23 protein-coding genes are annotated in these 25910 nt (G+C 64.4%); 9 read left to right on the top strand and 14 right to left on the bottom strand.

The features are described 5' to 3' along the window. Both VSR68_RS33095 and VSR68_RS33090 read right to left on the bottom strand, forming a co-directional pair. Positions 1–2391, bottom strand: coding sequence for an ATP-binding protein (locus VSR68_RS33095; RefSeq protein WP_342943795.1), 2391 nt, complete (start codon positions 2389–2391; stop codon positions 1–3). Between the two features lie 237 nt (positions 2392–2628). Further along, positions 2629–3522 carry a YihY/virulence factor BrkB family protein gene (locus tag VSR68_RS33090; protein ID WP_342943893.1) on the bottom strand — a complete coding sequence of 298 codons (894 nt, stop codon included), beginning with the start codon at positions 3520–3522 and terminating at the stop codon, positions 2629–2631. 496 nt (positions 3523–4018) lie between these two features. On the opposite strand from VSR68_RS33090, the gene VSR68_RS33085 reads away from it, so the two are divergent. The 4 genes from VSR68_RS33085 to VSR68_RS33070 all read left to right on the top strand — a co-directional run bounded on the left by VSR68_RS33085 (position 4019) and on the right by VSR68_RS33070 (position 8243). Continuing rightward, positions 4019–5005 (top strand): sugar ABC transporter substrate-binding protein, encoded by a 987-nt coding sequence (locus VSR68_RS33085; RefSeq protein ID WP_342943892.1) that lies wholly within the window; start codon positions 4019–4021, stop codon positions 5003–5005. Positions 5006–5155: 150 nt separating this feature from the next. Beyond that, entirely contained in the window at positions 5156–6145 is a 990-nt protein-coding gene (locus VSR68_RS33080) for an ABC transporter permease (RefSeq protein WP_342943794.1), read from the top strand. Between the two features lie 22 nt (positions 6146–6167). Next, positions 6168–6989 (top strand): ATP-binding cassette domain-containing protein, encoded by an 822-nt coding sequence (locus VSR68_RS33075; protein WP_342943793.1) that lies wholly within the window; start codon positions 6168–6170, stop codon positions 6987–6989. A 30-nt stretch (positions 6990–7019) separates the two neighbouring features. After that, positions 7020–8243: an ROK family transcriptional regulator gene (locus tag VSR68_RS33070; protein ID WP_342943891.1), complete on the top strand. Its 1224-nt coding sequence runs from the start codon at positions 7020–7022 to the stop codon at positions 8241–8243. On the opposite strand, the gene VSR68_RS33065 is transcribed toward VSR68_RS33070, so the two are convergent. Then, positions 8237–11338, bottom strand: coding sequence for a transglycosylase domain-containing protein (locus tag VSR68_RS33065; RefSeq protein ID WP_342943792.1), 3102 nt, complete (start codon positions 11336–11338; stop codon positions 8237–8239). The genes VSR68_RS33070 and VSR68_RS33065 overlap by 7 nt on opposite strands. A 342-nt stretch (positions 11339–11680) precedes the next feature. Between VSR68_RS33065 and VSR68_RS33060 the strand changes: the two genes are divergently transcribed. Both VSR68_RS33060 and VSR68_RS33055 read left to right on the top strand, forming a co-directional pair. Beyond that, positions 11681–12958, top strand: coding sequence for an FAD-binding oxidoreductase (locus tag VSR68_RS33060; protein WP_342943791.1), 1278 nt, complete (start codon positions 11681–11683; stop codon positions 12956–12958). A gap of 117 nt (positions 12959–13075) precedes the next feature. Beyond that, positions 13076–13768 (top strand): TetR family transcriptional regulator, encoded by a 693-nt coding sequence (locus tag VSR68_RS33055; protein ID WP_342943790.1) that lies wholly within the window; start codon positions 13076–13078, stop codon positions 13766–13768. Between the two features lie 879 nt (positions 13769–14647). On the opposite strand, the gene VSR68_RS33050 is transcribed toward VSR68_RS33055, so the two are convergent. The 3 genes from VSR68_RS33050 to aroQ are packed head-to-tail and all read right to left on the bottom strand — an operon-like array spanning position 14648 to position 17368. After that, positions 14648–16006, bottom strand: a complete 1359-nt coding sequence (locus tag VSR68_RS33050; RefSeq protein WP_342943789.1) for an MFS transporter — start codon at positions 16004–16006, stop codon at positions 14648–14650. A gap of 52 nt (positions 16007–16058) precedes the next feature. Next, a complete protein-coding gene (locus VSR68_RS33045; protein WP_342943788.1) occupies positions 16059–16913 on the bottom strand; it encodes a shikimate dehydrogenase in 855 nt (284 codons plus the stop codon). Next, entirely contained in the window at positions 16913–17368 is a 456-nt protein-coding gene (gene aroQ / locus VSR68_RS33040; protein ID WP_342943787.1) for a type II 3-dehydroquinate dehydratase, read from the bottom strand. The genes VSR68_RS33045 and aroQ overlap by 1 nt, the downstream gene beginning before the upstream one ends. Before the next feature lie 446 nt (positions 17369–17814). Here aroQ and VSR68_RS33035 point away from each other — a divergent pair, with 446 nt between their 5' ends. Further along, on the top strand, positions 17815–18153 hold the full coding sequence (locus VSR68_RS33035; RefSeq protein WP_342943786.1) for a hypothetical protein: 339 nt from the start codon (positions 17815–17817) through the stop codon (positions 18151–18153). A 160-nt stretch (positions 18154–18313) separates the two neighbouring features. Then, the gene (locus VSR68_RS33030) at positions 18314–18625 is read left to right on the top strand and encodes a hypothetical protein (RefSeq protein WP_342943785.1); all 312 of its coding nucleotides are present in this window, start codon (positions 18314–18316) and stop codon (positions 18623–18625) included. Between the two features lie 55 nt (positions 18626–18680). Here VSR68_RS33030 and VSR68_RS33025 read toward each other — a convergent pair whose 3' ends face one another. The 7 genes from VSR68_RS33025 to VSR68_RS32995 form a co-directional block, all read right to left on the bottom strand. Further along, positions 18681–19016, bottom strand: coding sequence for a hypothetical protein (locus VSR68_RS33025; protein WP_342943890.1), 336 nt, complete (start codon positions 19014–19016; stop codon positions 18681–18683). Between the two features lie 81 nt (positions 19017–19097). Next, entirely contained in the window at positions 19098–19874 is a 777-nt protein-coding gene (locus tag VSR68_RS33020) for an AraC family transcriptional regulator (RefSeq protein ID WP_342943784.1), read from the bottom strand. A 199-nt stretch (positions 19875–20073) separates the two neighbouring features. Then, positions 20074–21402: an FAD-dependent oxidoreductase gene (locus VSR68_RS33015; protein ID WP_342943783.1), complete on the bottom strand. Its 1329-nt coding sequence runs from the start codon at positions 21400–21402 to the stop codon at positions 20074–20076. Beyond that, the gene (locus tag VSR68_RS33010) at positions 21399–21671 is read right to left on the bottom strand and encodes a 2Fe-2S iron-sulfur cluster-binding protein (RefSeq protein WP_342943782.1); all 273 of its coding nucleotides are present in this window, start codon (positions 21669–21671) and stop codon (positions 21399–21401) included. The genes VSR68_RS33015 and VSR68_RS33010 overlap by 4 nt, the downstream gene beginning before the upstream one ends. Then, positions 21664–22785 (bottom strand): FAD-binding oxidoreductase, encoded by a 1122-nt coding sequence (locus tag VSR68_RS33005; protein ID WP_342943781.1) that lies wholly within the window; start codon positions 22783–22785, stop codon positions 21664–21666. Before VSR68_RS33005 ends, VSR68_RS33010 begins: the two co-directional genes overlap by 8 nt. Continuing rightward, the gene (locus tag VSR68_RS33000) at positions 22767–23747 is read right to left on the bottom strand and encodes a 4-hydroxyproline epimerase (protein WP_342943780.1); all 981 of its coding nucleotides are present in this window, start codon (positions 23745–23747) and stop codon (positions 22767–22769) included. The genes VSR68_RS33005 and VSR68_RS33000 overlap by 19 nt, the downstream gene beginning before the upstream one ends. Further along, a complete protein-coding gene (locus tag VSR68_RS32995; RefSeq protein ID WP_342943779.1) occupies positions 23698–23913 on the bottom strand; it encodes a hypothetical protein in 216 nt (71 codons plus the stop codon). The genes VSR68_RS33000 and VSR68_RS32995 overlap by 50 nt, the downstream gene beginning before the upstream one ends. Positions 23914–24094: 181 nt before the next feature. Between VSR68_RS32995 and VSR68_RS32990 the strand changes: the two genes are divergently transcribed. Continuing rightward, positions 24095–25000: a dihydrodipicolinate synthase family protein gene (locus VSR68_RS32990; protein ID WP_342943778.1), complete on the top strand. Its 906-nt coding sequence runs from the start codon at positions 24095–24097 to the stop codon at positions 24998–25000. 126 nt (positions 25001–25126) lie between these two features. Here VSR68_RS32990 and VSR68_RS32985 read toward each other — a convergent pair whose 3' ends face one another. Then, positions 25127–25825 carry a response regulator transcription factor gene (locus tag VSR68_RS32985; RefSeq protein ID WP_428983646.1) on the bottom strand — a complete coding sequence of 233 codons (699 nt, stop codon included), beginning with the start codon at positions 25823–25825 and terminating at the stop codon, positions 25127–25129. Positions 25826–25910: the final 85 nt, after the last annotated feature.

Below are 25910 nucleotides of genomic sequence, written 5' to 3'. Positions count from 1 at the left end.
CTATTCGGAAAGTGCATTCGCCTGAATCGAATTCACCGTTTTGGCGGCATCGTGCATCGACGTGCCGACGCTATCCACAGCGCAGTTTTCCGGCAGATAGACGATAGTCTGGAACTGGCGGAAGTCGGCGCCCGTGCGCTCATCGGTGAAGCGCAATTCGATGCGGCCGCCTTCGCGACGGACGAAATCGCGCACGGCATCCATGCCGACGCCGCGACCTGAGACTTCCGTCACGTTTTGCGCCGTCGAGAAACCCGGCCGGAAAATGAACTCCGCCACGGCTTCGTCGCTCAACTGCGCATCGGGTTGCAGCCAGCCGCGCCCGGCGGCGATGCCGCGAATGCGCGACATCGCGAGGCCGCGTCCGTCGTCGCTCAACGTGATCTGCAACGCCCCTTCCGCAACGCCCACTTCGACGTCGATCACGCCGGCCTCGGGCTTGCCGAGCGCCGCGCGCTGCGCCGCCGTTTCGATGCCGTGATCGACGGAATTGCGCAACAGGTGCATGAAAACATTCTTTAGCGCGCTGCCTGCCTGCGAGCGAACGCGATAGCCGTTATCGTCGATACGCACGGTCGGCGCGGCCTTGCCGAGTTCAGTCGCAAGCGAAGGCAGCGACTCCAGCACGCCCGCGAGCGCGTCTTCCACCTTCTCCGTGCCGAGCAGGCGCAAGGTTCTGCGCACCGCGTCGCGCGCTGTCAGCAGATCGCGCACGTCGGCGGGATTCGCTGAATCGAGCAGGCGCAGGCTTTCCTGAATGTGTTGGCTGTCGACCATCAGATAGCGCTCGACGCTGCTGCGGTGCCCCGCATTGCGGCGGCCGAGGCTCACTTCGTTGATCGTCGCGTAGTGTTGCAGCGCTTCCTTCACGCGCGCGAGTTCGGTGATCAGTTGCTCCTGGTCCCACTCATGCGCGGTCTCGGGACGGCGCAACGCGTCGTAACGCTGCTCCGTTTCGTGCACGATGCTCGTCAGATGCTGAAGGCTATAAGTCCGCGCATTGCCCTTGATCGTGTGCATGTTGCGGAACAGCTCCGCAACGGCCGAGCCGTCCGCCTGCGCGTGCTGACGAATGATGCGTTCGTTCTCGTTGATAAAGCCCGTCGCGCTTTCGACGAAATGATGGAACTTCTCCTCGCTCACCGCGAGAATCTCGCCGATCATTTCAAGGCGGCGCTTCTGCTCGCCCGCTTCGGCGGCAAGCTGGCGCAACTCCGTCACATCGCGCACGCACAGCATCAGGCGCATCACGGTGTCGCTTTCGTCGGTGATCGCGGACCAGCTCAAATCGAGCGTCTTGACGCGGCCATCGGGCATCTTGCGCGTCAGTTCGTTGACGAGCAGATGCTGGTTGAACTCGAAGTTGATGCTGTCTTCGCCGATGCACGCGTCAACGGCCGCTTCGACTTGCGACACCGTATCGGCGCCGAGCTCGCTGTCGGCGAACACGAGATCCATCAGCGGACGGCCCGCAATATCCTTCGTTTCGAAGATCGCTTCGAGATACGCCGAGTACTCGGAGTGGATCACAGCGCCATCGACGACGGTCAGAATGCCCTGCTGCATGTTCTGCAACATCGCCTGAATGTCGGCCGTCTTCTGCTTCAGTTGCGCGGAGCTTTGCTGGATCTTCTCGATCATGCCGTTGAACGCGACGATCGAATGGCCGATCTCGTCCATGCGGCCCACGGGTACGCGGCGCGTGAAATCCTGGCTCGATGCGATCTCGCTCATCATCGACTGCATGCGCGAAAGCGGACGCGTGATCTGACGGTACAGAAGCGAGCCGATCATCACCAGCACGAGAATGGCCGCGCCCGCTGCGGCCGCGATGGCCGTCGTCGTCGTGGCGAGGCCCGCGTTCAGCGCGTCGATTGCGTCGTCCTTCTGGCGGTTCTTCTCGATGCGCAGCGTTTCGACGATGCCTTCCAGCTCGTCGCGATACTGCGCGACGTTGGCGAACAGATACGCTTGCGCGAGATCGTTCTTCCCGTCCGCCTTCATTTTCGCGGTGTCGTTGATCGCCGCGAAGTAGTTCGCGAGACTGTCGCGCGCCTGCGTGACGAGCCCTTCCTGCGCGTGGCTCGCTGCGGCTTTCGCCTGCACGTCGAGTGCTTCGCGCAACGACTTCTCTTTGGTGGCCAGTTCCTTTTGCGCCTGCTCGACCATGTTTGCATCGGGCGCATAGACAAGCGTCATCGTCGCGAGCTGAACGTCCTTGACCTGCGAAACGAGGTCGGCGGAAGCGAGCGCGCTCGGCACGACGCCCTGCGTCACTTGCCGGACGTCTGCGGCGCTGCCGCGTGTCTGATAGACGGCGTATCCGCCGATTGCCGACAAGGCAACCAGCATCGACACCACGAGTAGAGTGATGCGGTGACGGATGGTCATTTGCGGTATTCCCCGAGGTCTTGCACTGCGCTGCGCAGCACTGCCCGTTCTGATTTATCCATTTGACGGGCGACGCGATTATCGTCGGTGGCTGATGACGAAGCTGTGACCAGACGAATTGTTTTGCGGGCTAAAAAACGCAATACAACATGCGCGCAAATCGGCCTAAAGTTTTCGTATTCGTCGCCGTTAACCCGAACACTTTCGTCGACGCAAACGTTTTGCGTGCCGTCGGGCTCAACCCGTCACGAACGGCTGCGAAGCGCGCTCGTTACCGCTCGCATTCAGCCGCTCATATTCGGCGATCAGTTGCGCGCCGAACAGCATCAGCGTCGCGAGCGCTTCGAAGCTGAACAGCACGACGATGGCCGTCGTCAGCGAGCCGTAGACGACGCTCACCTGCGATAGCGTCGCGAAGTACCACACCAGCACGCGCCGCGTGATCTCCCACAGCGCGGCAGCCGCCACCGCGCCGACGAACGCATGCCACGGCGTCGTGCGTCCAGCGGGTATCACCAGATAGATGGCCGCGAGCACGAAGATCTCGCCGGCAAGACCCAGCAGATAAAGCACGACGCGCGTCGCGCCCGTCAGCGATATCGTGTGACCGAGCAACACGATGCTGTCGCTCGCAACGGCGCGAAGTCCGCTCGATACGAACGTGACGAGCAGCACGCCGACGCCGAGCGAGAGGCTGAACAGATACGGCAAAATCGCCGACAGCAGAAAGTGCCTGCGCCGTATCGCGACGCGATGCACGAAGATGATCGACAGCGCATTCTCGAGCACCGTGAACGCGAGCGAACTGAAGAAGATCATCGTAACGACGAGGAACCAGCCGATCACCGCGCGATGCGCAAGGAAATTGGCAAGCTCCTGCACGATCGCTTTCGATTGCCCCGGCACCAGCCATTCGAGCAGATGCGCGAGCGTATCGAGCAGCAGTTGCTGGCCAACGAAATGACTGAACGCGATCGCGACGAGTATCAGCAACGGCACGATGGACAGCAGCGCGTAGTACGCAATCGCGCCCGCGAGCAGCAGCCCCTGGTTCTTGCGGAATGCCTTGAACACCTGCAACGTGAACTGCGCAGGATGCTTCGCGACGTAATGCAGCGCGCGATTGCGCATCGTCTTCACGTTCGCCTCCGCTTGTCGTGCGTGTGTCCGCGCCCTCGTCCGATCGCCAGCAAACAACGGTCCCGAAGAGAACAAAAGGCGCCGATTTTTCGAGCATTTGCCCACTAAAAGAGCAAATGAACTTAACTCGCAAGGCGCGAAGCTCCTGATTTACCCCTATCCGCCAAGGCTTTCGCGGCTCTGCTTCATGGCCCGTCAAGGCTTGTGCAGCAAGGCTTCGAGGATCGTCACCCACCCGCTCGGCGTCGCGCCGCATCAAAACCCGCTTCTTGATTTTTGCGGTGGCCGCTGCTGTACTAACTAAAACAACTTGATTTAGTAAGGCCGGCGCGGCCGCCGATCCATCGCAAGGCGGCGCGCGGCAGAAGGCGCGATCAGCGCCCGCCGAAGCCGTTGAACCCATCGCTGTTCACAACTCGTCGTCAAACATCCGGAGGAGCGTCCCATGAACCCGAATTTCCGCAGGCCGTTGCGCCGTGCGTCCCACATGCAGCCCGTCGTCAAGGGCATTGCCGCAGCGTGCGTCGCCGCGTCGGCGCTGTGGTGCGCGAGCGCGAGTCTCGCGGCCGATCAGCCCGTCGTCGGCCTGATCACGAAGACCGACACCAATCCGTTCTTCGTCAAGATGAAGCAAGGCGCGGAAGCCGCCGCGCAGAAAGACGGCGCGAAGCTGATCACGGCGGCCGGCAAGTTCGACGGCGACAATGCCGCGCAGGTCACGGCCATCGAGAACATGCTGACGGCGGGCGCGAAAGCGATCCTCATCACGCCGAGCGACACGAAGGCGATCGTGCCGAGCATCAAGAAGGCACGCGCGGCAGGCGCGCTCGTGATCGCGCTCGATACGCCGACCGATCCGCAGGACGCCACCGACGCCCTCTTCGCCACCGACAACTTCAAGGCAGGCGTGCTGATCGGCGAATACGCGAAGGCCGCGCTCGCCGGCAAGCCCGCGAAGATCGCGACGCTCGATCTCGCGCCCGGCGTCTCCGTCGGCGTGCTGCGTCACAACGGCTTTCTGAAGGGCTTCGGCATCAAGGAAGGCGATCCGTCGATCGTCTGCAGCCAGGACACGCGCGGCGATCAGGCGAAAGGCCAGACGGCGATGGAAAACTGCCTGCAGAAGGCGCCCGACATCAACGTCGTCTACACGATCAACGAACCCGCCGCGGCGGGCGCATATCGCGCGCTGAAGAATGCGGGCAAGGACAAGAGCGTGATGATCGTGTCGATCGACGGCGGCTGCGAAGGCGTGCGCAACGTGAAGGCAGGCGAGCTTGCCGCGACGTCGCAACAGTATCCGCTGAAGATGGCTTCGCTCGGCGTGGAAGCAGGCGTCGAGTACGCGAAGACAGGCAAGAAAGCGTCCGGCTATCACGACACGGGCGTGACGCTCATCACCGACAAGGTGCAAAACGGCGTCGACAGCAAGGACACGAAGTTCGGTCTCGACAACTGTTGGGGCAACAAATGACAGCGCAAGTCGAATAGCAGGCACCAGGCAGCAACGGAGATGCGCAAGGTGCGCATCTCCGCGAGTTCTCCAGCGTGAGCGCGGCGGGTTCCATTGCGTTACATGAAACCCGCCGCGCGCAGATCACGCATCGCTTCGAGGAAACACATCATGTCGACTCCCACCGCTCCCGCTCAAAGCCACCGCCGGTTCGCGGATCATATGCCGACGCTCGCCGAGGCCGGTCCGTTGATCGCATTCGTGCTCGCGTGCCTCTTCTTCATCTCGCAGAGCAACCGCTTCCTGTCGTTCCAGAACCTGTCGCTGATCCTGCAGCAGACGATGGTCGTCGCCGTCATCGCGATAGGCCAGACATTGATCGTGCTGACGGGCGGCATCGATCTGTCATGCGGGATGGTGATGGCGTTCGGCTCGATCGTGATGACCAAGTTCGCCGTCGTGATGGGCGTGCCGCCCGCGATCGCGATCCTGTGCGGCGTCGGCGCGAGCACGCTGTTCGGATTGCTCAACGGCGTGCTGATTACGCGTATCAAGCTGCCCGCGTTCATCGTCACGCTCGGCACGCTGAATATCGCGTTCGCGGCCACGCAGATCTATTCGAACGCGGAGAGCGTGTCGAATCTGCCCGACGCGATCATGTTCTTCGGCAGCACGTTCAGCGTCGGTCCCGCGACGGTCACGTACGGCACCGTCCTCACGCTGCTGATGTATCTCGCGACGTGGTTCGTGCTGCGCGACACCGTGCCCGGCCGCCATCTCTACGCGCTCGGCAACAACCCGGAAGCGGCGCGCCTGATGGGTCTTTCCGCGCAACGCATCCTGATCACGGTCTATACGCTGTCGGGCGCGATCTACGGCATCGCGGCGCTGCTCTCCGTTGCACGCACAGGCGTCGGCGATCCGCAAGCGGGACAGACGGAGAACCTCGACAGCATCACGGCCGTCGTGCTGGGCGGCACGAGCCTCTTCGGCGGACGCGGCTCGATTGCGGGCACGCTGCTGGGCGCGCTGATCGTCGGCGTGTTCCGCAATGGCTTGACGCTGATGGGCGTGTCGTCGGTGTACCAGGTGCTGATTACCGGCATTCTCGTGATTCTCGCCGTCGCCGCCGACAAGCTGTCGCGCCGTGGCGCACGTTGATCGTTATCAGAAGGAGACTGTCATGTCGACAACCCCCTCATCCGCCAACACCACGACCCGCACCGCCAACGGCAAGACACCCGTTTTGCAGGCGCGCGGCCTCATCAAGCGCTACGGACACGTCACCGCGCTCGACGGCTGCGACTTCGAAGTGATGCCCGGCGAGATCATGGCCGTGATCGGCGATAACGGCGCGGGCAAGTCGTCGCTGATCAAGGCGCTCTCCGGCGCGCTCGTGCCCGACGAAGGCGAGTTGCTGCTCGACGGCAACCCTGTGAACTTCCGCAGCCCGATCGACGCGCGCCAGCAAGGCATCGAAACGGTCTATCAGGATCTTGCCGTCGCGCCGGCGATGAGCATCGCGGAGAACCTGTTTCTCGCGCGCGAACTGGTGAAACCCGGCTGGCGCGGCAAGCTCTTCAAGATGATCGACAAGCGCCGCATGCTCGACGAAGCGACCAACGCAATGAAGGATCTGCAGATCGGCATCCGTTCGATGCGCCAGGCCGTCGAGACGCTCTCGGGCGGCCAGCGCCAGGGCGTCGCGGTGGCGCGCAGCGCGGCGTTCGCGCGCCACGTCGTGATTCTCGACGAGCCGACGGCCGCGCTCGGCGTGAAGGAAGGCAACATGGTGCTCGAGCTGATCCGTCGCGTGCGCGAGCGCGGCCTGCCCGTGATCCTGATCAGCCACAACATGCCGCATGTGTTCGAGATCGCGGATCGCATTCACATCCAGCGGCTCGGACGTCGCGCGGCGCTCGTCAACAAGAACGACATCCACATGTCGGATGCCGTTGCGATCATGACGGGCGCAAAGCAGGCCGACGTGCGCGCAATCGCATGACGAATGAGCACGAGTAACCAGATACCGTCGATGGATACGGGCACCCGTTCACCGCTGAAACGCACGGTCGGATCGAACCAGGTCGGCATGCGGCAGTTCAACGAGCGGATCGTGTTGCAGGCGATCCGCTTGCACGGGCCGCTGCCGAAGGCCGACGTGGGCCGGCTCACGCGTCTGTCGATGCAGACCGTGTCGATGATCGTCGAGCGTCTGATCGACGACGGCCTGCTCGAAAAACAGGCGCGCGTGCGCGGACGCATCGGGCAGCCGTCGGTGCCCATCGCGTTGCGCGCGGAAGGCGCGTATACGATCGGCGTGAAAGTCGGGCGGCGCAGTCTCGACGTGCTCGCGATGGACTTTCTCGGGCGCGTGTGCTGCCGCGAAGTGCAGGAGTACGCGTACCCCGATCCGCGCACGCTCTTTCCCGCGCTCGAAAGCAAGCTCGCGCGCGTGAACGACACGCTCGGCGCGCGGCGTGCGAAGGTAGTCGGCGTGGGCGTCGCGGCGCCGCTGTGGCTCGGCGGCTGGCGCGACTTTCTCGGCGCGCCGGGCGAGGCGCTCGACGCATGGAACGACATCGACATCCGCGCGCGCATCGCGTCGATGACGGGCCTGCCCGTCGAGTTCGCGAAAGACACGACCGCCGCCTGCGCCGCCGAACTCGTGATGGGCCAGGGCCGTGGCATCCACAACTTTCTGTATCTGTTCGTCGGGACGTTCATCGGCGGCGGGCTCGTGATCGACGGACGCCTGCACGGCGGTCCGCACGACAACGCGGGCGCCGTCGGGTCGATTCCGATTACGGGCGGCGGCTCACGTCAACCCGCGCGGCAACTGCTGCATGCGGCATCGGGCTTCGTGCTCGAAAAGCTGTTCGTCGATGCGGGCGCGCCAGCGACTGCCGCGCACGATCATCGCGCGTTGTCGGCGGACCTGTGGCGTCTGACGGAGCAATGGCTCGACACCGCGTGCCCCGCGATCGCCGGCGCGTTGACGAATGCGGCGGCGCTGCTCGATCTCGAAGCGGTGGTGATCGACGGCGAAGTGGACCGGCAACTGGTGCGCGAAATCATCCGGCGCACGGAGCGCGTGCTCGACCGGTTCGAATGGGAAGGCATCGTGCGTCCGCAGTTGCTCGAAGGCACGATCGGCTCGGACGCGCGCGCGATGGGCGGCGCGATCCTGCCGCTCTACGCGCACTTCGCGCCGATGCACGAACTGTTTCTGAAGCCGGCCACCGACGTCGGCTATTGAGCGCGCGGCGCGGCGCCCTCATCCGGCGACGCGCTGCCCGCGACTTTCGGCGTTGTGCTGTCTTTCGGTGCAGGCTCGTCGAGCAACGGCTGCAACGCGGGCGCCATCGACTTCAGCAACTGCACGGCGAGCGCGCTCGTGAAGTCGTAGCGCTTCGCATACGGCTCGTGCACGACGGCCGTCAGCGTGCCGAAGAAGCGGTCGCCGATCGCGAACACGAAGGTCGCCGTGCGGTTGACCTTGCGCGACTCGATCAGCCTGCGGCCCTTCGCGTAGATATTGAGGCGCTGGTCGCCCGTGCCCGTCTTGCCGTAAACCTCCATCGTCTTGCCGTCGGGGAACGTCATGCCGCCCGCGAGACGCCTCGCCGTGCCGCCCGTGACGACATCGCGCAACATGCCCTGCACGACGCGCGCGATATCCGGCGACACGCCTTCGTTCGGCTGCGGCGCCGCGTGAACGAAGCGCGTTTCATACGGCGTGCCCTTCGCGAACTCGAGATCGGCGATGCTGTGCGTCGGCGCCAGTTCGCCCTGGTTCGCGATCACGCCGATCAGTTGCGCGAGCGCCGCCGGCCTGTCGCCCGATGCGCCAATGGCAGCCGCATACGACGGCGTCAGATGCGCAAACGGATAGCCGAGCGCCTGCCACGACTTGCCGACCGCGTCGTACGCATGCTGCTCGACCATGCGGCGGATGCGGCGGTCCTGCGTCGCGTGATAGCGCGTCTTGAAGAGCCACTTGTACGCGTCGGCGCGCACGTCACGGCTCGCGTCCATCACTTCGTTCGCGCTCGCATCGGGATGCACGCGCAGATAGTCGACGAGCCACAGCTCCAGCGGATGCACGCTCGAAATGTACGCGCGGTCGTTCAGGTTGAACTTGTCGATGCCGTACTTCGCGTAGAGCTGCGCGAGCGCATCGTCGGGCGGATTGGCCTTCGGCGTGTTCTTCAGTTGCGCGCGCATCTGCTCGTTGAACCACGCCTGCGGCGCATCGGGCCGCACGCTGCGCAGCACGGTCGCGAGCTTCGGAGGCGACTTGCGCACGCCGCGCAGCAGGATCGCGACCATCTCATCCTGGGTCTTGCCGTGATACTTCGTGTAGAAACGATTCATGTACACACGGCTTTCCTGATCGGCGAAACGCGTCAGGTACATCTTGCGCGTGTCGGGATCGTCGAGCCATTGCGACGACGGGCCCGACGTCCTGATCGTTTCGTAGTGGACGATGTCGCGCATCAGCCGCACGAACACGAGATTCACCGAATGCTGGAAGGCCTGGTGCACGGTGAGGATGCGCGAGTTTTCGTCGGCCTCGAAGTTCGTGAACGCCTGCGCGCCGCCGCCCGTGTAGAACAACTCGCCCGCGTTCGCCGAGTACTTGCGCTCGACGGACGCATCGAGCATCGCGGAGAGCGAGCGGTCCTTCGTGTGCATCAGATAATCGACGGCCCAGCGCGTCAACGCGTCTTCGCGTTCGGGCTTCACGGCGCGCAATTCGTCGACGCTCATCTGCCCGTAACGCTGGTTCAGTTCCGTCACGATCTGCAGATACGTGATCAGCGTGCGCAGCTTCGCCGTCGAGCCGAGGTTCAGGCGCGCGCCCGAGTTGATGTCGAAAGGACGGTTGACGCTGTCCGTCTGCACACGCAGCAGGTTCTCGCCGCCGCTCCGCTCGAACAGCGTGAAGCTGAACGCGATCTTCGACGGATCGTCCTTCGGCTGCAGCATGTTGAAGCCGTACAGGCCCGCCGCCTGCGCGCCGTCGCGTGTCGCGGCGTCGGCGAGCCGGTCGCTGACGTCCTGCTGCACCTTGTTGTTCATCGTCGACGTGACGCGCACATCGAGGCGGTCGAGGTCATACAGATTCGACACGCCGAGCGACGACATCAGATGCGTGCGCAAGGACGTGACGGCCTTGCGCGCGACGTACGAATCCTGGGGCGTCGCGAGTTTGCCGCGCGTCAGCACGAGTTGCTGCGAGAGCGCCGCGTCGCGCAGTTGCGCGCCGATCACGCCGTTCGCGGCCAGCAGACGCAGATAGCTTTCCGTCAGCGCATTGAGTTCGGCGTTGTTGCGCAGCAGGAAGTGCGACGGCCCGCGTTGCGCGATCATCAGCGACAGCACCTGACGGAACGCGAGGCCCTGTTCGGCGAGATTGTCGGGCGTCGATGGCGCTTTCAGCACGCGGTTCGCTTCGTCGAAATCGCGGCCGTACCACGCGGCGAGCCCGTCGCCGATTCCGTTGATTTCGCCGATGCCCGGCTGCGCGGCGAGCGGCACCGAGTTCAGGTAGCGCACGACGATCTGCTCGCGCGCGGGCATCGTGCGCGGACCGTCGAGATACGCGCGCACCGATGCCGACGCGATCTGCCGCAGCTTCTCCTGCGGTGTCGCCGTGCGGCCGCCCGGCGAGTGGCGGAATTTCTCGATCTGCGTGGCGAGCGTGCTGCCGCCGGGCTGCGCCTGATGACGGTTGAAGAACCGCATGCCCTGGTCCATCAGCGCGCGGCTGAAGCGCGTCCAGTCGATCGCGGGATTGCGGTTCGGCTGGTCAGCGTCGAGCAGATGCCGGTCTTCGATGAAAAGCAGCGCCGACACGACGACGGGCGGCACCGACGCGAAATCGTCATAGACGCGCGTCGGATACGACGAACCGAACAGGTGCGCGCCCGTCGAGTCGTAGAGCATCAGCCCTGCCTGATCCTTTTCTTCGTAAGGAATGAAAAGGCCGTCGTCCGCGAGCGACGCCATGCGTTCCGAATCGCGCGCCTGCGATGCAACAGAAAAGCCGCGCTCTTTCAGGCGGCGTTCGAACGCCGGCAGCAGCGCGTAGCCGAGGCGGATGTCGTAGGGGCCGTCGGTGGGAAAACGGATGTTGTCGCTCGGGCCTGTGGCAACGGTAAAACCGACGTCGCGGGTGAGCTCGGAGAGGTAGCGGGCCTGCAATCTTGACGTGTCCATTTCGATCGGGACAAAGCGCACGCCGATCGCGACGGCCACGAGAAACGCGGCGAAAAAGAGCCACTTGAACCACTTCCAGACGGACGTGGGGCCGATTGCGCGTAGCGGAAACCGTAGTGGCCGGTTCATGGCGGCGTCTCCTTGCAGATGCCTGACCACATTAACCTCGACTAATGTCAGTCTACCGCGTAAAGCGCTGTTGCGAGGTGTCGGCAGTGCGACGACTTCGTGAAGTGAGTACGCCGCGCAACATAGCTGTCATGGATGCGCAACGAAGCCGCCGTTTTCGGCGCGCGGGCACAGTGACGCCGGATTCACGAAGCGTCGCGCGCGAGCCTGGCGGCCTGATGCCGGCGCAATGTGCGCGCTTGCGCCAACGCAAAACCGCCCGCGCCGACCGCTTCGGTATACCGAATATGACGCGCGGACGAATTTGAGTAACATAGCCGCGCACCTGACTCTCAACGCCCTATGCAGAGCTACTACGAAGCAACCGTCGAGCGGCCCGCGCGCCCCGCATCGGCTGGCAAACTGAGCGCGAACGTGTGCATCGTCGGCGGCGGACTGGCGGGGCTGTCGACTGCGCTCGGGCTCGCCGAGCGCGGCGTGCGCGATGTCGTCGTGGTCGAGGCGAACCAGGTCGGCTATGGCGCATCGGGCCGCAACGGCGGCTTCGTGTTCGGCGGCTACAGCCTCGATTGCGCGGACCTGCTGAAAATCCTCGGGCCGGCGCGGGCGCGCGAGCTCTACGCGCTGACGATCGATGCCGTCGATCTGATGCGCACGCGCATCCGGCGCTACGCGATCGCGTGCGATGCGACGGACGCGGGCGCGATCCTCGCGAACTGGTTCGACGATGCGGCGCGGCTCGAAAGCCAGCGCCGTCTGATGAAGGAATCGTTCGGCGTCGAATGGGAGACGTTGAGCGCCGCCGAACTCGCCGGACGGCTGAAAACGTCGCGCTATCACGGCGGCCTTTTCGAGCGCAACGCGTTCCACTTTCATCCGCTGAAGTATGTGCTGGGCGTCGCGCGCGCGGCGGAACGGGCGGGCGTGCGCATCTACGAGAAGTCGCCCGTGACGGCCTTGCGCAGGCAAGGCGCGGGCTTCGTCGTCGAAACGGCGCAGGCGTCGATCGACGCGCGGCATGTCGTGATGGCGGGCGGCGGCTATGCGCGCAACGTCTATCGGCGGGTCGAGCGCGCCGTCCTGCCGATCGCGACCTACGTGATGGCCACCGAGCCGCTCGGCGCGCGTCTGTCCGAGGCGATCGCCTGCCCTTCCGCCGTCTACGACACGCGTTTCGCGTTCGACTACTACCGGCCGCTGCCCGACACGCGCATCCTGTGGGGCGGGCGCATTTCGATTCTCGAGCGCGAGCCCGACGAAATCGCGCGCCTTTTGCGCCGCGATTTGCTGCGGGTCTATCCGCAACTGCGCGACGTTCGCATCGAACACGCGTGGGGCGGCCTGATGAGCTATGCGCGGCACAAGATGCCGCAGATCGGCCAGAGCGCGGACGGGGTCTGGTATGCGGTCGGCTTCGGCGGACACGGCATGGCGCCGACGACCGTTTCCGGCGAACTGCTCGCGGCCGCCATCGCGGGCGAGCGCCCCGTGCCCGAAGCGTTCGCGACGTTCGGCCTCACGCACACGTTCGGTGCGCTGGGGCTGGCGGCCGCGCAACTGACCTACACGGCGATGCAGACGCGCGATGCGCTCGCGGATCGTCCGCGGCGTGCGTCATGAGATGCGTGGCGCGGCTCGCGCGCCTGCGTCGCGAGGAACGTCGCGGATGCCGCCAGGCCGCGCCGGACGGTATTTTCGACATGCTAGAATGAATCGTCATCGCCGCCGGAATACACAATGAAAAAGGGAAGCCGAGCTATTGCGCCCGAGCCAGTCGACACCCCCAAAGAAATCTCCGAACCACGGCGCAAATACGATCCCGAAGAGACGAAGCGCAACATCCTCGAGGTAGCCACGCAGGAGTTTTCGTCGATGGGACTCACGGGCGCGCGCGTCGACGCGATCGCCGAGCGCACCAACACCACGAAGCGCATGCTCTACTACTACTTCGGCAGCAAGGAAGGGTTGTACGAGGCCGTGCTCGAAAAGGTGTATGGCGACATCCGCTCGCTCGAACAGGATCTGCACGTGAGCGACATGAGCCCTGTCGAAGGCTTGCGCAGCCTCGTCGAGTTCACGTTCGACTATCACGACAAGCATCGCGACTTCGTGCGCCTCGTGACGATCGAGAACATTCACGGGGCGAAGTACATCGAGCAGGTGAAGACCTTCAAGAGCCGCAACGCGAGCGTGATTCGCACGATCGAAGATCTGCTCGCGCGGGGCGTCGCATCGGGCGACTTCCGCGACGACATCGATGCGATCGATCTGCACTTGCTGATCAGTTCGCTGTGCTTTCACCGGATCGCGAACCGGCATACGTTCGGCACGGCGTTCGGACGCGATCCTTCGCATGCGAGGCTGCGGGCGCGGCATCGGGCGATGATCGTCGATGCGACGTTGAGGTTTGTCAAGCGGAACGACGCTTAAGGTCTTTTTGTTTTTTTCGTCTGCGACGCTGGTTGGGTTTTGGTTTTTTTTCGCTGGCATCCGCGATTGCGTGGCCATTTTCCAGCGTGCCGCTGGCATCCGCGATGCGCCTCGCGGCGCGGGCGTTGCCCCTGTGCGGGGCGGCATTGCTTTTGTTTGCACCGGCTTTTGTTTTGGTGCTTTTGCCTTTGCGCTGGCATCCGCTTAGCGCCTCGCGGCGCAGGCGTTGCCCCTGTGCGGGGCGGCACCTACTTTTCTTTGCCGCCGCAAAGAAAAGTAGGCAAAAGAAAGCGGGCTAACACCGCCCGCGCTTGACCTTTACCCACGGGCTCTCAACGTCCCTATCCTTCAACCGGCAACACTCATGGCTCATGTTCGTTGCCAGCGCATTATCCGAACGCCTCACCTGCTTCATGCACCCGCGTTGCAGCCCGCGACATCGGACATCCTCGGCCCCTTTGCGGCAAACTGTGTGTAGGCCATCGCACCACACAGGACACCATCGCTACGCGATGCGGCTACAACTGCGGGCGGTGTCCTGTACGACACTGCAACCTCCATTCACTACCGACATGCGGCGCTGAAACATTCGATACCCTTAGCCGTGCCACACGTGCATGAAGTGGGTGAGGCGTTTAGCCGGAACATTGGCAACGAACATCAGCGAGCACATTGCCGCATGAAACACGGGGACGTTGAGAGCCCGTGGGTAATCGTCAAGCACTGGCGGTGTGAGCGGCTTTCTTTTGCCTACTTTTCTTTGCCGCTGCAAAGAAAAGTAGGTGCCGCCCCGCACAGGGGCAACGCCCGCGCCGCGAGGCGCTAAGCGGATGCCAGCGCAAAGGCAAAAGCACCAATAGCGTCGCAGACAAAAAAACATCAATCGTGCAACACAATCCGCTTTATATCCCCAACGATAAAGATATACGACAGTGCCCCAATCAACGCGACCACACCGATAAACACCAGCGCGCCCACGAAAGAACCCGTCGCCGACACGATGAAGCCGACCACTAGCGGCGTCACGATGCCCGCCAGGTTCGCAGCGAAGTTGAAGATCCCGCCCGTCACGCCGAGCAGTCCGTCGGGTGCGATATCCGACACCAGCGTCCAGCCGAGCGCCGCCATGCCCTGCGCAAAGAACGCCACCGACAGGATCACGATCACCGTCACGTTGCTCTCGACATAGTTCGCGAGAATGATCGTCGACGCGAGCAGAAGACCGGCAATGATCGGGAGCTTGCGCGCCACGTTAGCCGACACGCCACGGCGCAGCAGCCAGTCCGAGAACGTGCCGCCGAACATCACGCCGATCGAAGCCGCGATGAACGGCATGATCGCGAAAAAGCCGATCTTGAGCCAGCCCATGTGGCGCTCGGTGGCGAGGTAAGTCGGGAACCAGGTCAGGAAGAACACCAGCGTCGAGTTGCCCGCGAACTGGCCGAGACAGATGCCCGTCAGTTGACGATGCTTCAGCAGTTGCCCGATCGTGCGCCAGCTGAAGCCGCCGTTGTTACCGGTCGCAGCCGTTGCTTCCCTCGATGCCTTGCGATGCGTCAGACCGCCGCCCGCTTCGATGTACTCCAGCTCGGCCGCGTTCGCGCCCGGATGATCGCGCGGCTCGCGATAGAAGCGCCACCACACGAGACCAAACACAACACCCACGCCGCCGACGACCCAGAACAGCGAGCGCCATCCAAATGCGCCCATCAGCGCGAACAGGAACGGGCTGAAGAATGCGAGTCCGATGTATTCGCCGACGGTGTACGTGCCCGTTGCCATCGCGCGCTCGCTTTGCGGAAACCACGTCGCAACGATGCGGCTGTTGGTCGGAAAGCACGGCGCTTCCGTAACGCCCAGGCCGAGTCTGCACGCGAGCAGCGCGCCGACGTTGTGCACGAAACCCTGCGCAAGCGTGAAGCACGACCAGAGCGTCATCGACAGGTAGTACGTGATCTTGCTGCCGAAGCGGTCGAGAAACAGTCCGCCAGGAATCTGCGACGCGACATAGCTCCACGAGAACGCCGAGAACATCACGCCCATCAGCGCGGCGCTGATGCCGAGTTCCTTCGTCAACTGCGGCGCGGCGATGCCGAGCACCGTGCGGTCCAGGTAGTTGATCATCGTTCCGATCGCGAGCAGCGCGAGGATGCCGTAGCGCGCCTTCGAGCGGCGCGCGGTGGCCACGCTCTTCGGCTGAGCAGCCGATGCGTCGGGATGTTGAATCGATTGCGGCATGGTTGTCTCCGTGTCCTGGGGAAGGACCTGTCGTAGTGCGTAGTAGCGGGTGTTAGCGGTTCAGCAGCGACTGCAGGTGCGCGTACATCCGTTCCGGGTCCGGCTCGCGGCCCGTGAAGATGCGAAAGGCGTCGACGGCCTGATACACGGCCATGCCGCCGCCGCTCAACGTGCGGCAGCCCGCTTCTTCAGCGGCTTGCAGCAGCGCCGTGCGGATCGGGAAATAGACGATGTCGGCGACCCACAGCGCGCTATGCAGCAGCTCGGCGGGCAACGGCATGCCGGGCAGCTTCGCCATGCCCGTCGGCGTCGCGTGAATCAGGCCCGTGGCCTGTTCCATTGCGCCTTGAAGGAACTCGCCCGCGCTCACCGTCGCGGCCGGGAAGCGCTCCTGCAATTCGGCGGCGAGCGACTTCGCACGCGCGCTGTCGACGTCGAACACCGTCAGTGCGCGCGTGCCCATCATCAGCGCCGCGTGCGCGACGGCCGCGCCCGCGCCGCCCGCGCCCAGTTGCACGACACGATCGAGATTCGCGCCCGGCAGGCCGCGCTGGAACGCGCGCGCGAAGCCGGACCAGTCGGTGTTGTGGCCGATGCGCTTGCCGTCGCGCAACAGCACCGTGTTGACGGCGCCGAGCGCGCGGGCGTCGTCGGCGAGTTCGTCGAGCAGCGGAATGATCTGCTGCTTGCACGGATACGTCACGTTGAAGCCGTTGAAGCCCATCCGCTCGGCAGCGACGATCAGCTCCGGCAACGCGGACGCGTCGAGCTTCAGCGCTTCGAGATCGATGCGCCGGTAGACGTATTGCAGGCCGAGCCGACGGCCCTCTTCTTCATGCATGGCGGGACTCAGCGATCCGCCGATGCCCGAGCCGATCAGACCCACCAGATACGATTGCGTGCTCATTACTTCACCTTCTTCGACTTCAGGATTTCCACCATGCGCTCCAGCGCGAGCACATAGCCTTGCGTGCCGCAGCCGCAAATCACGGCTTCCGCGACGGCCGACACATACGAGTGATGCCGGAACGACTCGCGCTTGTGGATGTTGGAGATATGCACTTCGATCACGGGCTTCGCGATCGCCGACAACGCATCCGCGATCGCGACCGACGTATGCGTATAGGCAGCGGGATTGATCACGATGCCCTGCTGCGTTTCGCGCGCTTCGTGGAGCCAGTCGATCAGCTGATGCTCGGCGTTCGACTGACGGAAATCGATCGCGAGATCGAGCCGTTCGCCCGCCTCGCGGCAACGGCGCGCGACGTCGTCGAGCGTTTCCGCGCCGTAGATAGTCGGCTCTCGCGTGCCGAGCAGGTTGAGATTGGGTCCGTTCAGGACCAGCACCGACGCAAAGCTCATGACTGACCGCTCCACAAAATTGACTCTCCGCGCGGAAAACACAAACCGCCTCAACGACGTTGTTCCGCGACGTGAACCGAAGTTTGCACCTGTATCCGGCGCGCGTCTTTTGGGGTTTCTACTGAATTTGTACGATCTAGTTAGTTTTAAATTGCATCGCACAAGCCGTTATTTTTCATGCACTTCTCGTGAAGCAGACAGCGAATAGTAGTAACCAAGTGGTACGAAAGTCGTGACGCCCGGGTCGCCGGAACACGCTTCAAATCGCGCTTGCGGAAGGGACGGCGGGCACTTCCGGAGCGGACCGGCATCGCCGCGCCAGCCGGCCGAACGCCGGGCATGCGGCTTGCGTCGATATAATTTCCCGAATGTTTCGCGGCATTTCGCCGACGGGCGCGGCAGTCACGCCGCGCACCGATGCGCAGCCGCCAACGCGAAGGAGAGTTATGAGGAAGCTAGCCGTCACCCTGTCCGTTCCGCTGTTTCTCGCCGCCTGCGCGGCATATCAGGCGTCGCACAATCCGGATGCCGGCGATCCGATGAAAGACACGATGACGGACCGCTCGACCGACGACGTCATCCGATGCATGACCCAGGCGGCAGCGAAGCACGACACGCCCGTCAAGGCCACGCCGATTCCGCAAGGCCAGATGCTCGATTTCGGCGATTCGAACATCGTCAAGGTCCGCACCGATAACGGCGGCACGACGTTCCGCTATTACGCGGGCAAGCGCAACACGTCGAATCTGTGGATCGAAGGCGCGAGCAAGGAATGCGCGCCTTGAAGGCGGCTTTCGGCGTTGAGTGGCCGCGACGATGTAACTAGATGAAACAACTTCGCCGGCCCGGCAAAGGCCGCTGGGCGGGGACTTTAAGAATCGTTTAAGTCTTGGCCGTCACGATTCGTCTTCGACACTGACCCGCGTTCCGCACAAGGTGCCCTGGATGGATTACTTCAACGACCGTAACGACCTGACGAAGCGCAGCGCAGCCGGATCATCGGCCGCGCCGGCGCACGCCGCCATCACGACGACTGCGCCGAAAAAAACGACGCTTCTGCGCCGCCTTCTGAGCCCGCATGAAATCGCCACGCTGCTGCTGTTGCTGCACGCGCCCGTCGCCGCGTTTGCGAAACCGGAGCTTCCGATGCTGCAGGAAGCGGGTCTGGTCGAGACCGTCTCCACCGATGCGGGCGAATCGCATATCCGTCTGACACCCGAAGGCAACGCGATCCTGCGCGGACTCGGCGTCCGCTGAACGTCTACGGCAGCGCGCCGCGCTTCTAGCGCCCCTCGCACCGCTCGCCGAGTCATCACGCCTGCCACACGGCATAACCGGCTTCACGCAATCCGATCGCCAGCTCGACTTCCATATCGCGTGCGCCTTCGTATGGCATCGGGTTGAACACTTCATACAATTCCGGCATCAGCCTCAAGCCGTAGTCGCGCACGTAGCGATTCGACTGGATGCCCGCCTTGTGCCGGTCGAAACGCAGATCCGGGTCCAGCCCCGTCATTCCCACATACACGCACGGACGTTCGAAACGATAGTCGGGATTCGCGCGCCGAAAGCGTGCCACGTTCCAGACGGTATCGTCGAGCGCCACCACATACACGTAGTAGCGAAGCTTTTGACGGCGAACAGGCATCGTTTGCTGGATTTTTCTTCTGAGCGCGCTCGACTGGATATGCATGAGGCCGTTCGTGGCGGGCGTCGGCGCGATTGACTGCTAGTTGCGCGAAGTGCCGTGCAACAGCATCCGGTATTCGGTCGGTGTCACGCCGACCGTCGCCTTGAACTGACGCGTGAACGCGCTGTGATCGGTGTATCCGCACAACGCGGCGACATCCGTCACCTTGTCGTGCGAGACGAGCAGCGACGTCGCCGCATCGAGGCGCGTCTTGAGCAGCACCTGACGCGGCGTCAGATGAAACACCTTGTGGAAATACCGTTCGAGCTGCGCCACCGACATATCCGCCATCGCCGCGAGATGCTTCAGGTTCAGCGGCTGCACATAGTTCTCTTGCAGATACTGGACGACCGTCGCGAGCCGGCTGTACGCCGGGTGGCTGCTTTCGTCGGCGCGCAGGTCGCGCGAGATGCCGGCCAGACCGACCACGCGCCCCGACGCATCGCGCAACGGCTGCTTGCAGGTCAGGCACCAGCCCGGCTGCCGGCCCGGATACAGATGCAGTTCCAGTTGATCGACCATCTGGCTGCCGACATGAATCACGGCCTTGTCCTGCGCCGTATAGATCCGGCCGAAGCGGCTCGGGAACACCTCTTCCGCCGTCTTGCCGAGCAGCGCCTCTTTCTCCTTGAATCCGCAGCGCGACACGAGCGTGCGATTGACGAGCGCATAGCGCGCCTGCGCGTCCTTCACGAAGAACACGATGTCGGGCATCGCGTCGAAGACGGGTCCGAGCAGCGCGAAATGCGAAAGCATCCCGGCGAGCGACGCGTCGCCCGGATCGAGCGCGTCGAGCGTATGTGCGAGCGTGTTCATCGTGCGGGTTCCGTGCATGAACTGCGGTGAACGGTAGATGTCGGCCCCGGCAAACGCTCGCGGGGCTGGTCGATTATAGGGCGGCGCGATGCGCGCGAAGAAATTCGCTTTGCGGGTTCGCAGGCGACTTTTTGTCTGACGCGTGCCTTCCATGTGCGTGAGGTGCTTGCCGCGCAGCGCGGTCGACGCTCGCGGCTTGTCAGTCGGCGAGCGTGTGTGTGTCGGCGGCCAGCATCAATGTACCGATCTGCGCGGGACTGATGGGCGGACGCGTCTGTGCGACCTGCCACCCGAACAGCGTGTGCGCCGCCGCGCCGCACACGCGCCCCTGACACGCGCCCATGCCGCAGCGCGTGTGCAGCTTCGCATCGCGCCAGCTCGCATGCACGCGGACCTCTCCAATCGACACGTCCTCGCAGCGGCACAGCAGCGTGTCGTCGCTGGGCATCGCGCGCGCAAAATCGCGCAACGCGAATGCCGTCTCGACGCGCCGCGCAAAATGACGCCAACGCTCGCGTTCCTTCACGAGCGCGTCGACGAGCGTCTGGTCATTAACACCCGCAGCATGCAGACCTGCAAGCCGCCCTTCGACGTGCGCCAGTTCCATCCCGCCGACGCCCGTGCATTCGCCCGCCGCGAACACGGAATCGACGGACGTGTGCTGAGCGTCGTCGACGATGATCGCTCCGTCGTCGTCCGTCACGCAGCCCAACGCCTGAGCGAGCGACGTGTTCGGCACGAGCCCGTAGCCACAAGCGATGCGGTCGCAATCGACCGACACGATGCGCCCATTGGCTCGCTCGATGAGCGCGCGCTCGACGCGCCCGTCGCCCTGCGCCGCACGCACGGCGCCCGACGTCAGATAGCGCAGCCCCGCGAAGCCGCGCGTCAATTGCGCGGCCTGCCAGAGCTTCGCGGGCGTGGCCGCAAGCGACGCGCCGAAGCGCATCACGGACGCCCATGACGCCTGCTCCACGACGGCGACGATCCGCGCGCCCGCCGCGCGCGCGGTGGCCAGCGACGCGAGCAACAGCGGCCCGCTGCCCGCGATCACGATGCGCTCGCCGCGCACGGGCACGCCGCCTTTGATCAACGCCTGCAAGCCGCCCGCGCCCGTCACGCCGGGCAGCGTCCAGCCGTCGAACGGCAGCAGCCGTTCGCGCGCGCCCGTCGCGAGAATCAACCGCTCGTAGCCGATGCGCGCGCCGCCGACTTCGGCCGATTCGATCAGCAGACGGCGTCCGTCGAGCGGCGCGACGACGCGCGTCGATTGCAACAGCGTCACGCGGGCGTTCGTATCGTTCGGATCGTTCGGATCGGTAGCGCGCATCGCCCCTATCGCCTGCAAATGAGCGGTCAACGCCTTTGACGGCGGATGCGTCGGCCCATTGCGCCACACCTGTCCGCCCGCGCGCGGATTGTCGTCGAGCACGGCGACGCGCGCACCCGCTTTCGCCGCCTCGCGCGCAGCAGCGAGACCCGCGGGCCCCGCGCCGATGACGACGACATCGAAATGCGCGTCGTTCATCGCCGCCTCGCCGTCTGAATGATCTGGCCATCGCGGCACAACGTCTGACACGCGAGCACATGTGCGCGTCCGTCGACTGTCACGCGGCATTCATGGCAGATGCCCATCCCGCACAACGCGGCGCGCAACTCGCCCGTCACTGATGCGCGCGTCCCGCTCATGCTCGCGCTGCAGACCGCGAGCGCCGCGGCGACGGTCGCGCCCTGTTCGACATCGACCGGCTCGCCGTCGATCACCACACGGATGCGTGGACGTTGTGCATCAGACATGGCAGGGCTCGAAGCGGGCGGGCAGGAACGGATCGGCGGAAATCGCGGCGGGCGTCTGCGTGATCTGTGCGGCGAGCAGTTGCGCCGTGCCGAGCGACGTCGTCACGCCGAGCCCTTCGTGTCCGACGGCGAGCCACACGCCGGGCGCCGCGCTGCCGGCGCGCCCGATCAACGGCAAGCCATCCGGCGACGCCGCGCGAAATCCCGTCCATGCGCGCAAGCCGTTGAGCGCGGGCAATTCGGGCAGATAACGCGCGGCGCGCTTGAGCATCTGCGCGAGCACGGGCATTTCGACGGCCGGATCGGTCGTGTCGAACTGGCGCGACGAGCCGATCAGCAGTTGTCCCGTCGGACGCGGCTGCGCATTGAACGCGACCGACGTGCCCGTCGCGTGATGCGCGCTCTTGATGTAGCCGAGTTCGAGCAGTTGATGTCGAATGAAACCGGGGTAGCGGTCCGTGATCAGCAGATGGCCCTTCTTCGGCTGCAACGGCAGCCCTGATACGAGCGCAGCCGCCTGCAATCCGTTCGCGACGACGACATGCGCACACTCGATACGTTCGCCGTTCGAAAGCGTGACTTGATGACCGTGGAGCGCTGTCACACGCGTATCGAGCCGCACATCGATCAGCGCTGCCGCCGGCGATTGCGTGAGCAGCCATTGCGCGGCGGATGGCGCGTACACGATGCTGTCGTCCGCGATGAGAAGACCCCCTGCCATGCCCGGCGCAAGCGACGGCTCGCAGTCGTACAGCGCGCGCGCATCGAGCAGATCGGCCGCGACGTGTTGCGCGGCGAACGCTGCTTGCATCGTGCGCGCGGCGTCGAGTTCCTCGGCATCGGCGGCGACCCAGAGCGTGCCGCAACGCGCGAACGCATCGCGCGCGCGCAACTGCGGCGCAAGATCGAGCCACAGCTCACGCGAATAACGGCTCAGCGCGAATTCAGCGGGCGAGTCGTTCATCACGACGATGTGCCCCATGCCCGCCGCCGTCGCGCCGCCGCCGATGCCCTGCGCGTCGAGCACCGTGACGCGCAGACCGCGCGCGGCGAGCTCCGCCGCGCACGCCGCGCCGACGATGCCCGCGCCGACGATCACCACGTCGGCCGACATACCGTGCGGATGCCCCACGCGAACGGGTCGCGCTCGTCGAAGCACAGGCGGCTTTCGGCCATGATGTGCGCGTGCCCCGTGATGGTCGGAATGACGGCGTGGATGTCGTTCCGCGTGCCGCCATCTATATAGCTTGCGTCGAACACGCTGCCGATGATGCTCTCCTGCCGCCACACCGCGCCGGCCGCAAGCTTGCCGTCGGCGGCGAGGCACGCGACCTTCGCGCTCGTTCCCGTCCCGCACGGCGAGCGGTCGTATGCGTTACCCGGGCACAGCACGAAACTCCGGCTGTCGATTCCTTCACGCGAGCCCGGACCGAACAGTTCGATATGGTCGATCAGCGCGCCATTCGCCCCTGTGATGCCCGACGCGGTGAGCGCATCGCGGATCGCCGAGCTGAAGCGCGTGAGTTCGGGAATGTTCGACGCGTCGAGCGCGCGGCCATGATCGGCGACGAGGAAGAACCAGTTGCCGCCCCACGCGACGTCGCCCGTCAGCGATCCGAAGCCCGGCACGTCGACGGTCACATGCTTGCGATGCCGGTACGCGGGCACGTTGCGCACCGACACGCTGAGATCGTCATTGAGCGTCGCCTCGACGATGCCCACGGGCGTGTCGATCAGATGCCGTCCCGGCCCGATGCGCCCCATGTGCGCGAGCGACACGACGAGCCCGATCGTCCCATGTCCGCACATGCCCAGATAGCCGACGTTGTTGAAGAAGATCACGCCCGCCGCGCACTCCTTGTGATCCGGCTCGCATAGCAGCGCGCCGACGACCACATCCGAACCGCGCGGCTCGGTGACGATGCCCGCGCGCCAGTCGTCGAAGCGCGCGCGAAACACGTCGAGCCGTTGCGCAAGCGTGCCGCCGCCGAGATCGGGGCCACCGGACACGACGAGGCGGGTTGGCTCACCGCCCGTGTGCGAATCGATTACGTTCAGGGTTTTCATGACGCTCATGGTAGGAATGCGGCACCGCGCAGTCTTGAAACGGCTGCGCGTGGATTGTGACGATTTCGGCATAATCAGCGAAACGCTGATTGCGTGCTTGATGCGCCGCCGGCTGATCCATTGAACGGTCATCGGCATGTTCCGGCGTCGCATCGTGAGGCGACATCGCGAGCATGCGTCACTTGGGCGGAGCAATGCGGATCACGGTCATGAGTCAACAAATGCGCCTTGAATTACGGATCGTCATCGCACAGACACTGTGCTGAAATCGTCACGCGCGACGCGCGATTCGCGCAAGACACCCGGATATTCGCTGCTTACACTGCACTCGACTCATCACTTTTAGGAGAGCAGTTGTGGCGCACATCTGGGAAGGCGTATTGCCCGCAGTCACCACCAAATTCAACGCGGATTTCAGCATAGACCGCGCAGCGACCCGCAAGAACATCGAGGCGCAGATCGATGCGGGCGTCGACGGCATCATCGTGTGCGGATCGCTTGGCGAGGCGTCCACGCTGTCCCTCGACGAAAAGCTGCAAGTGCTCGACGTGGCCGTCGAGGCATCGCGCGGCCGCGTGCCCGTGCTGCTGACGATCGCCGAGAACAGCACGCTCGATGGCTGCCGTCAGGCCGAAGCGGGCGCGAAACACGGCGCAGCAGGCTATATGGTGCTGCCCGGCCTGCGCTATCTGTCCGACCGCCGCGAGACGCTGAACCACTTCCACATGGTCGCCGATGCGAGCCCGCTGCCGCTGATGATCTACAACAATCCGCTCGCCTATGGCGTCGACATGACGCCGGAAATGTTCGCCGAAATCGCCGATGAGAAGAAGATCGTCGCCATCAAGGAGTCGTGCGGCGACGTGCGGCGCGTGACGGACCTGATCAATGCAGTCGGCGACCGCTATGCGATTCTGTGCGGCGTCGACAATCTGGCGATGGAAGCGATGCTGATGGGCGCGCACGGCTGGGTCGCGGGGCTCGTCTGCGCGTTCCCGCACGAGACGGTCGCGATCTATCGGCTGCTGAAGGCGGGACGGCTGGAGGAAGCGCGCACGATCTATCGCTGGTTCGCGCCGCTGCTGGCGCTCGACGTTTCGGCGAAGCTCGTGCAGAACATCAAGCTCGCGGAGGCGATCGTCGGCTTGGGCACGGAGCCGGTGCGCCCGCCGCGCCTGCCGCTCGCAGGCGATGAACGCAAGGCCGTCGAAGCGCTGATCCGTCATTCGATCGAAACGCGGCCGGCGCTTCCGAAGCTGTAAGCGAGAGCGTCTGTAAAGAGTGACCGGCGCGCGAAGTCGACACGCAGGGACATCGCGCAAAAGCCGCGCACAAAAAAATGCGGCGGCCGAAGCCGCCGCATGAACCACGTGCGAGACGGAATACGATCAGGCCGCTTCGGCGTGCTGCACGACGGCTTCTTCGTTGCGCAGATGCAGCAGCCGATAGCCGCTCTTGTACACGGGCTGCAAACGGAAATCGTTGTGCGGATCGATTTGCAGCAGCAGGCGCAGACGCGACACATGGCTGTCGATCGTGCGGGTCACTTCGCGGAACTCGCGTCCCCAGACCATCGCGAAGATGTGATCGCGCGACAGCACACGGCCGATGTTCGAGAAGAACAGCGATGCCAGCCGGTATTGCGTGCCCGACAGCTGCACGGGTGTGCCGCGCAGCGTGACGAGCTGACGGCGGGTGTCGAAGTGATAATGCCCGACATCGAAGCTGTCCTTGCCGTACCGTTCCGGATAAGCGCGGCGCAGCAGCGCGGAAATCCGCTCGCGGAACTCGGCGGGACGCGTGGGCAACGTGACGTAGTCGTCGGCGCCGAGCATGAACGCGCGCACGACGCTTTCTTCCGCGTCGTCCTTCGACGCGAACACCACCGGCATCCGCTCGCCGCCGACCGAGCGGACCGCCTTCAGTACATCCGTGCCCGACAGGCGCAGCGCGTGCCAGTCGAGCACGAGCATGTCGATCGTCGAACGGGCCAGCACTTTGGACAGCGCGAGGCCGTCGTCGTAGAGCATGCAGCTGTGTCCGGCCTGATCGCAGTAGGAATCTCCATTGCTGGACACCCCCTGCACAGATCCGTACGTGCCCAATTCAGGCATACGGCTCCTACCTCGGGTGCTTGACGGCAAAGCGTTGCTCCGGCCACGGGTGAAGTAT

It is taken from the genome of Paraburkholderia phymatum, from assembly GCF_038900715.1.
GTDB lineage: Bacteria > Pseudomonadota > Gammaproteobacteria > Burkholderiales > Burkholderiaceae > Paraburkholderia > Paraburkholderia phymatum_A.
This window is presented reverse-complemented; position numbering and strand designations above follow the sequence as displayed.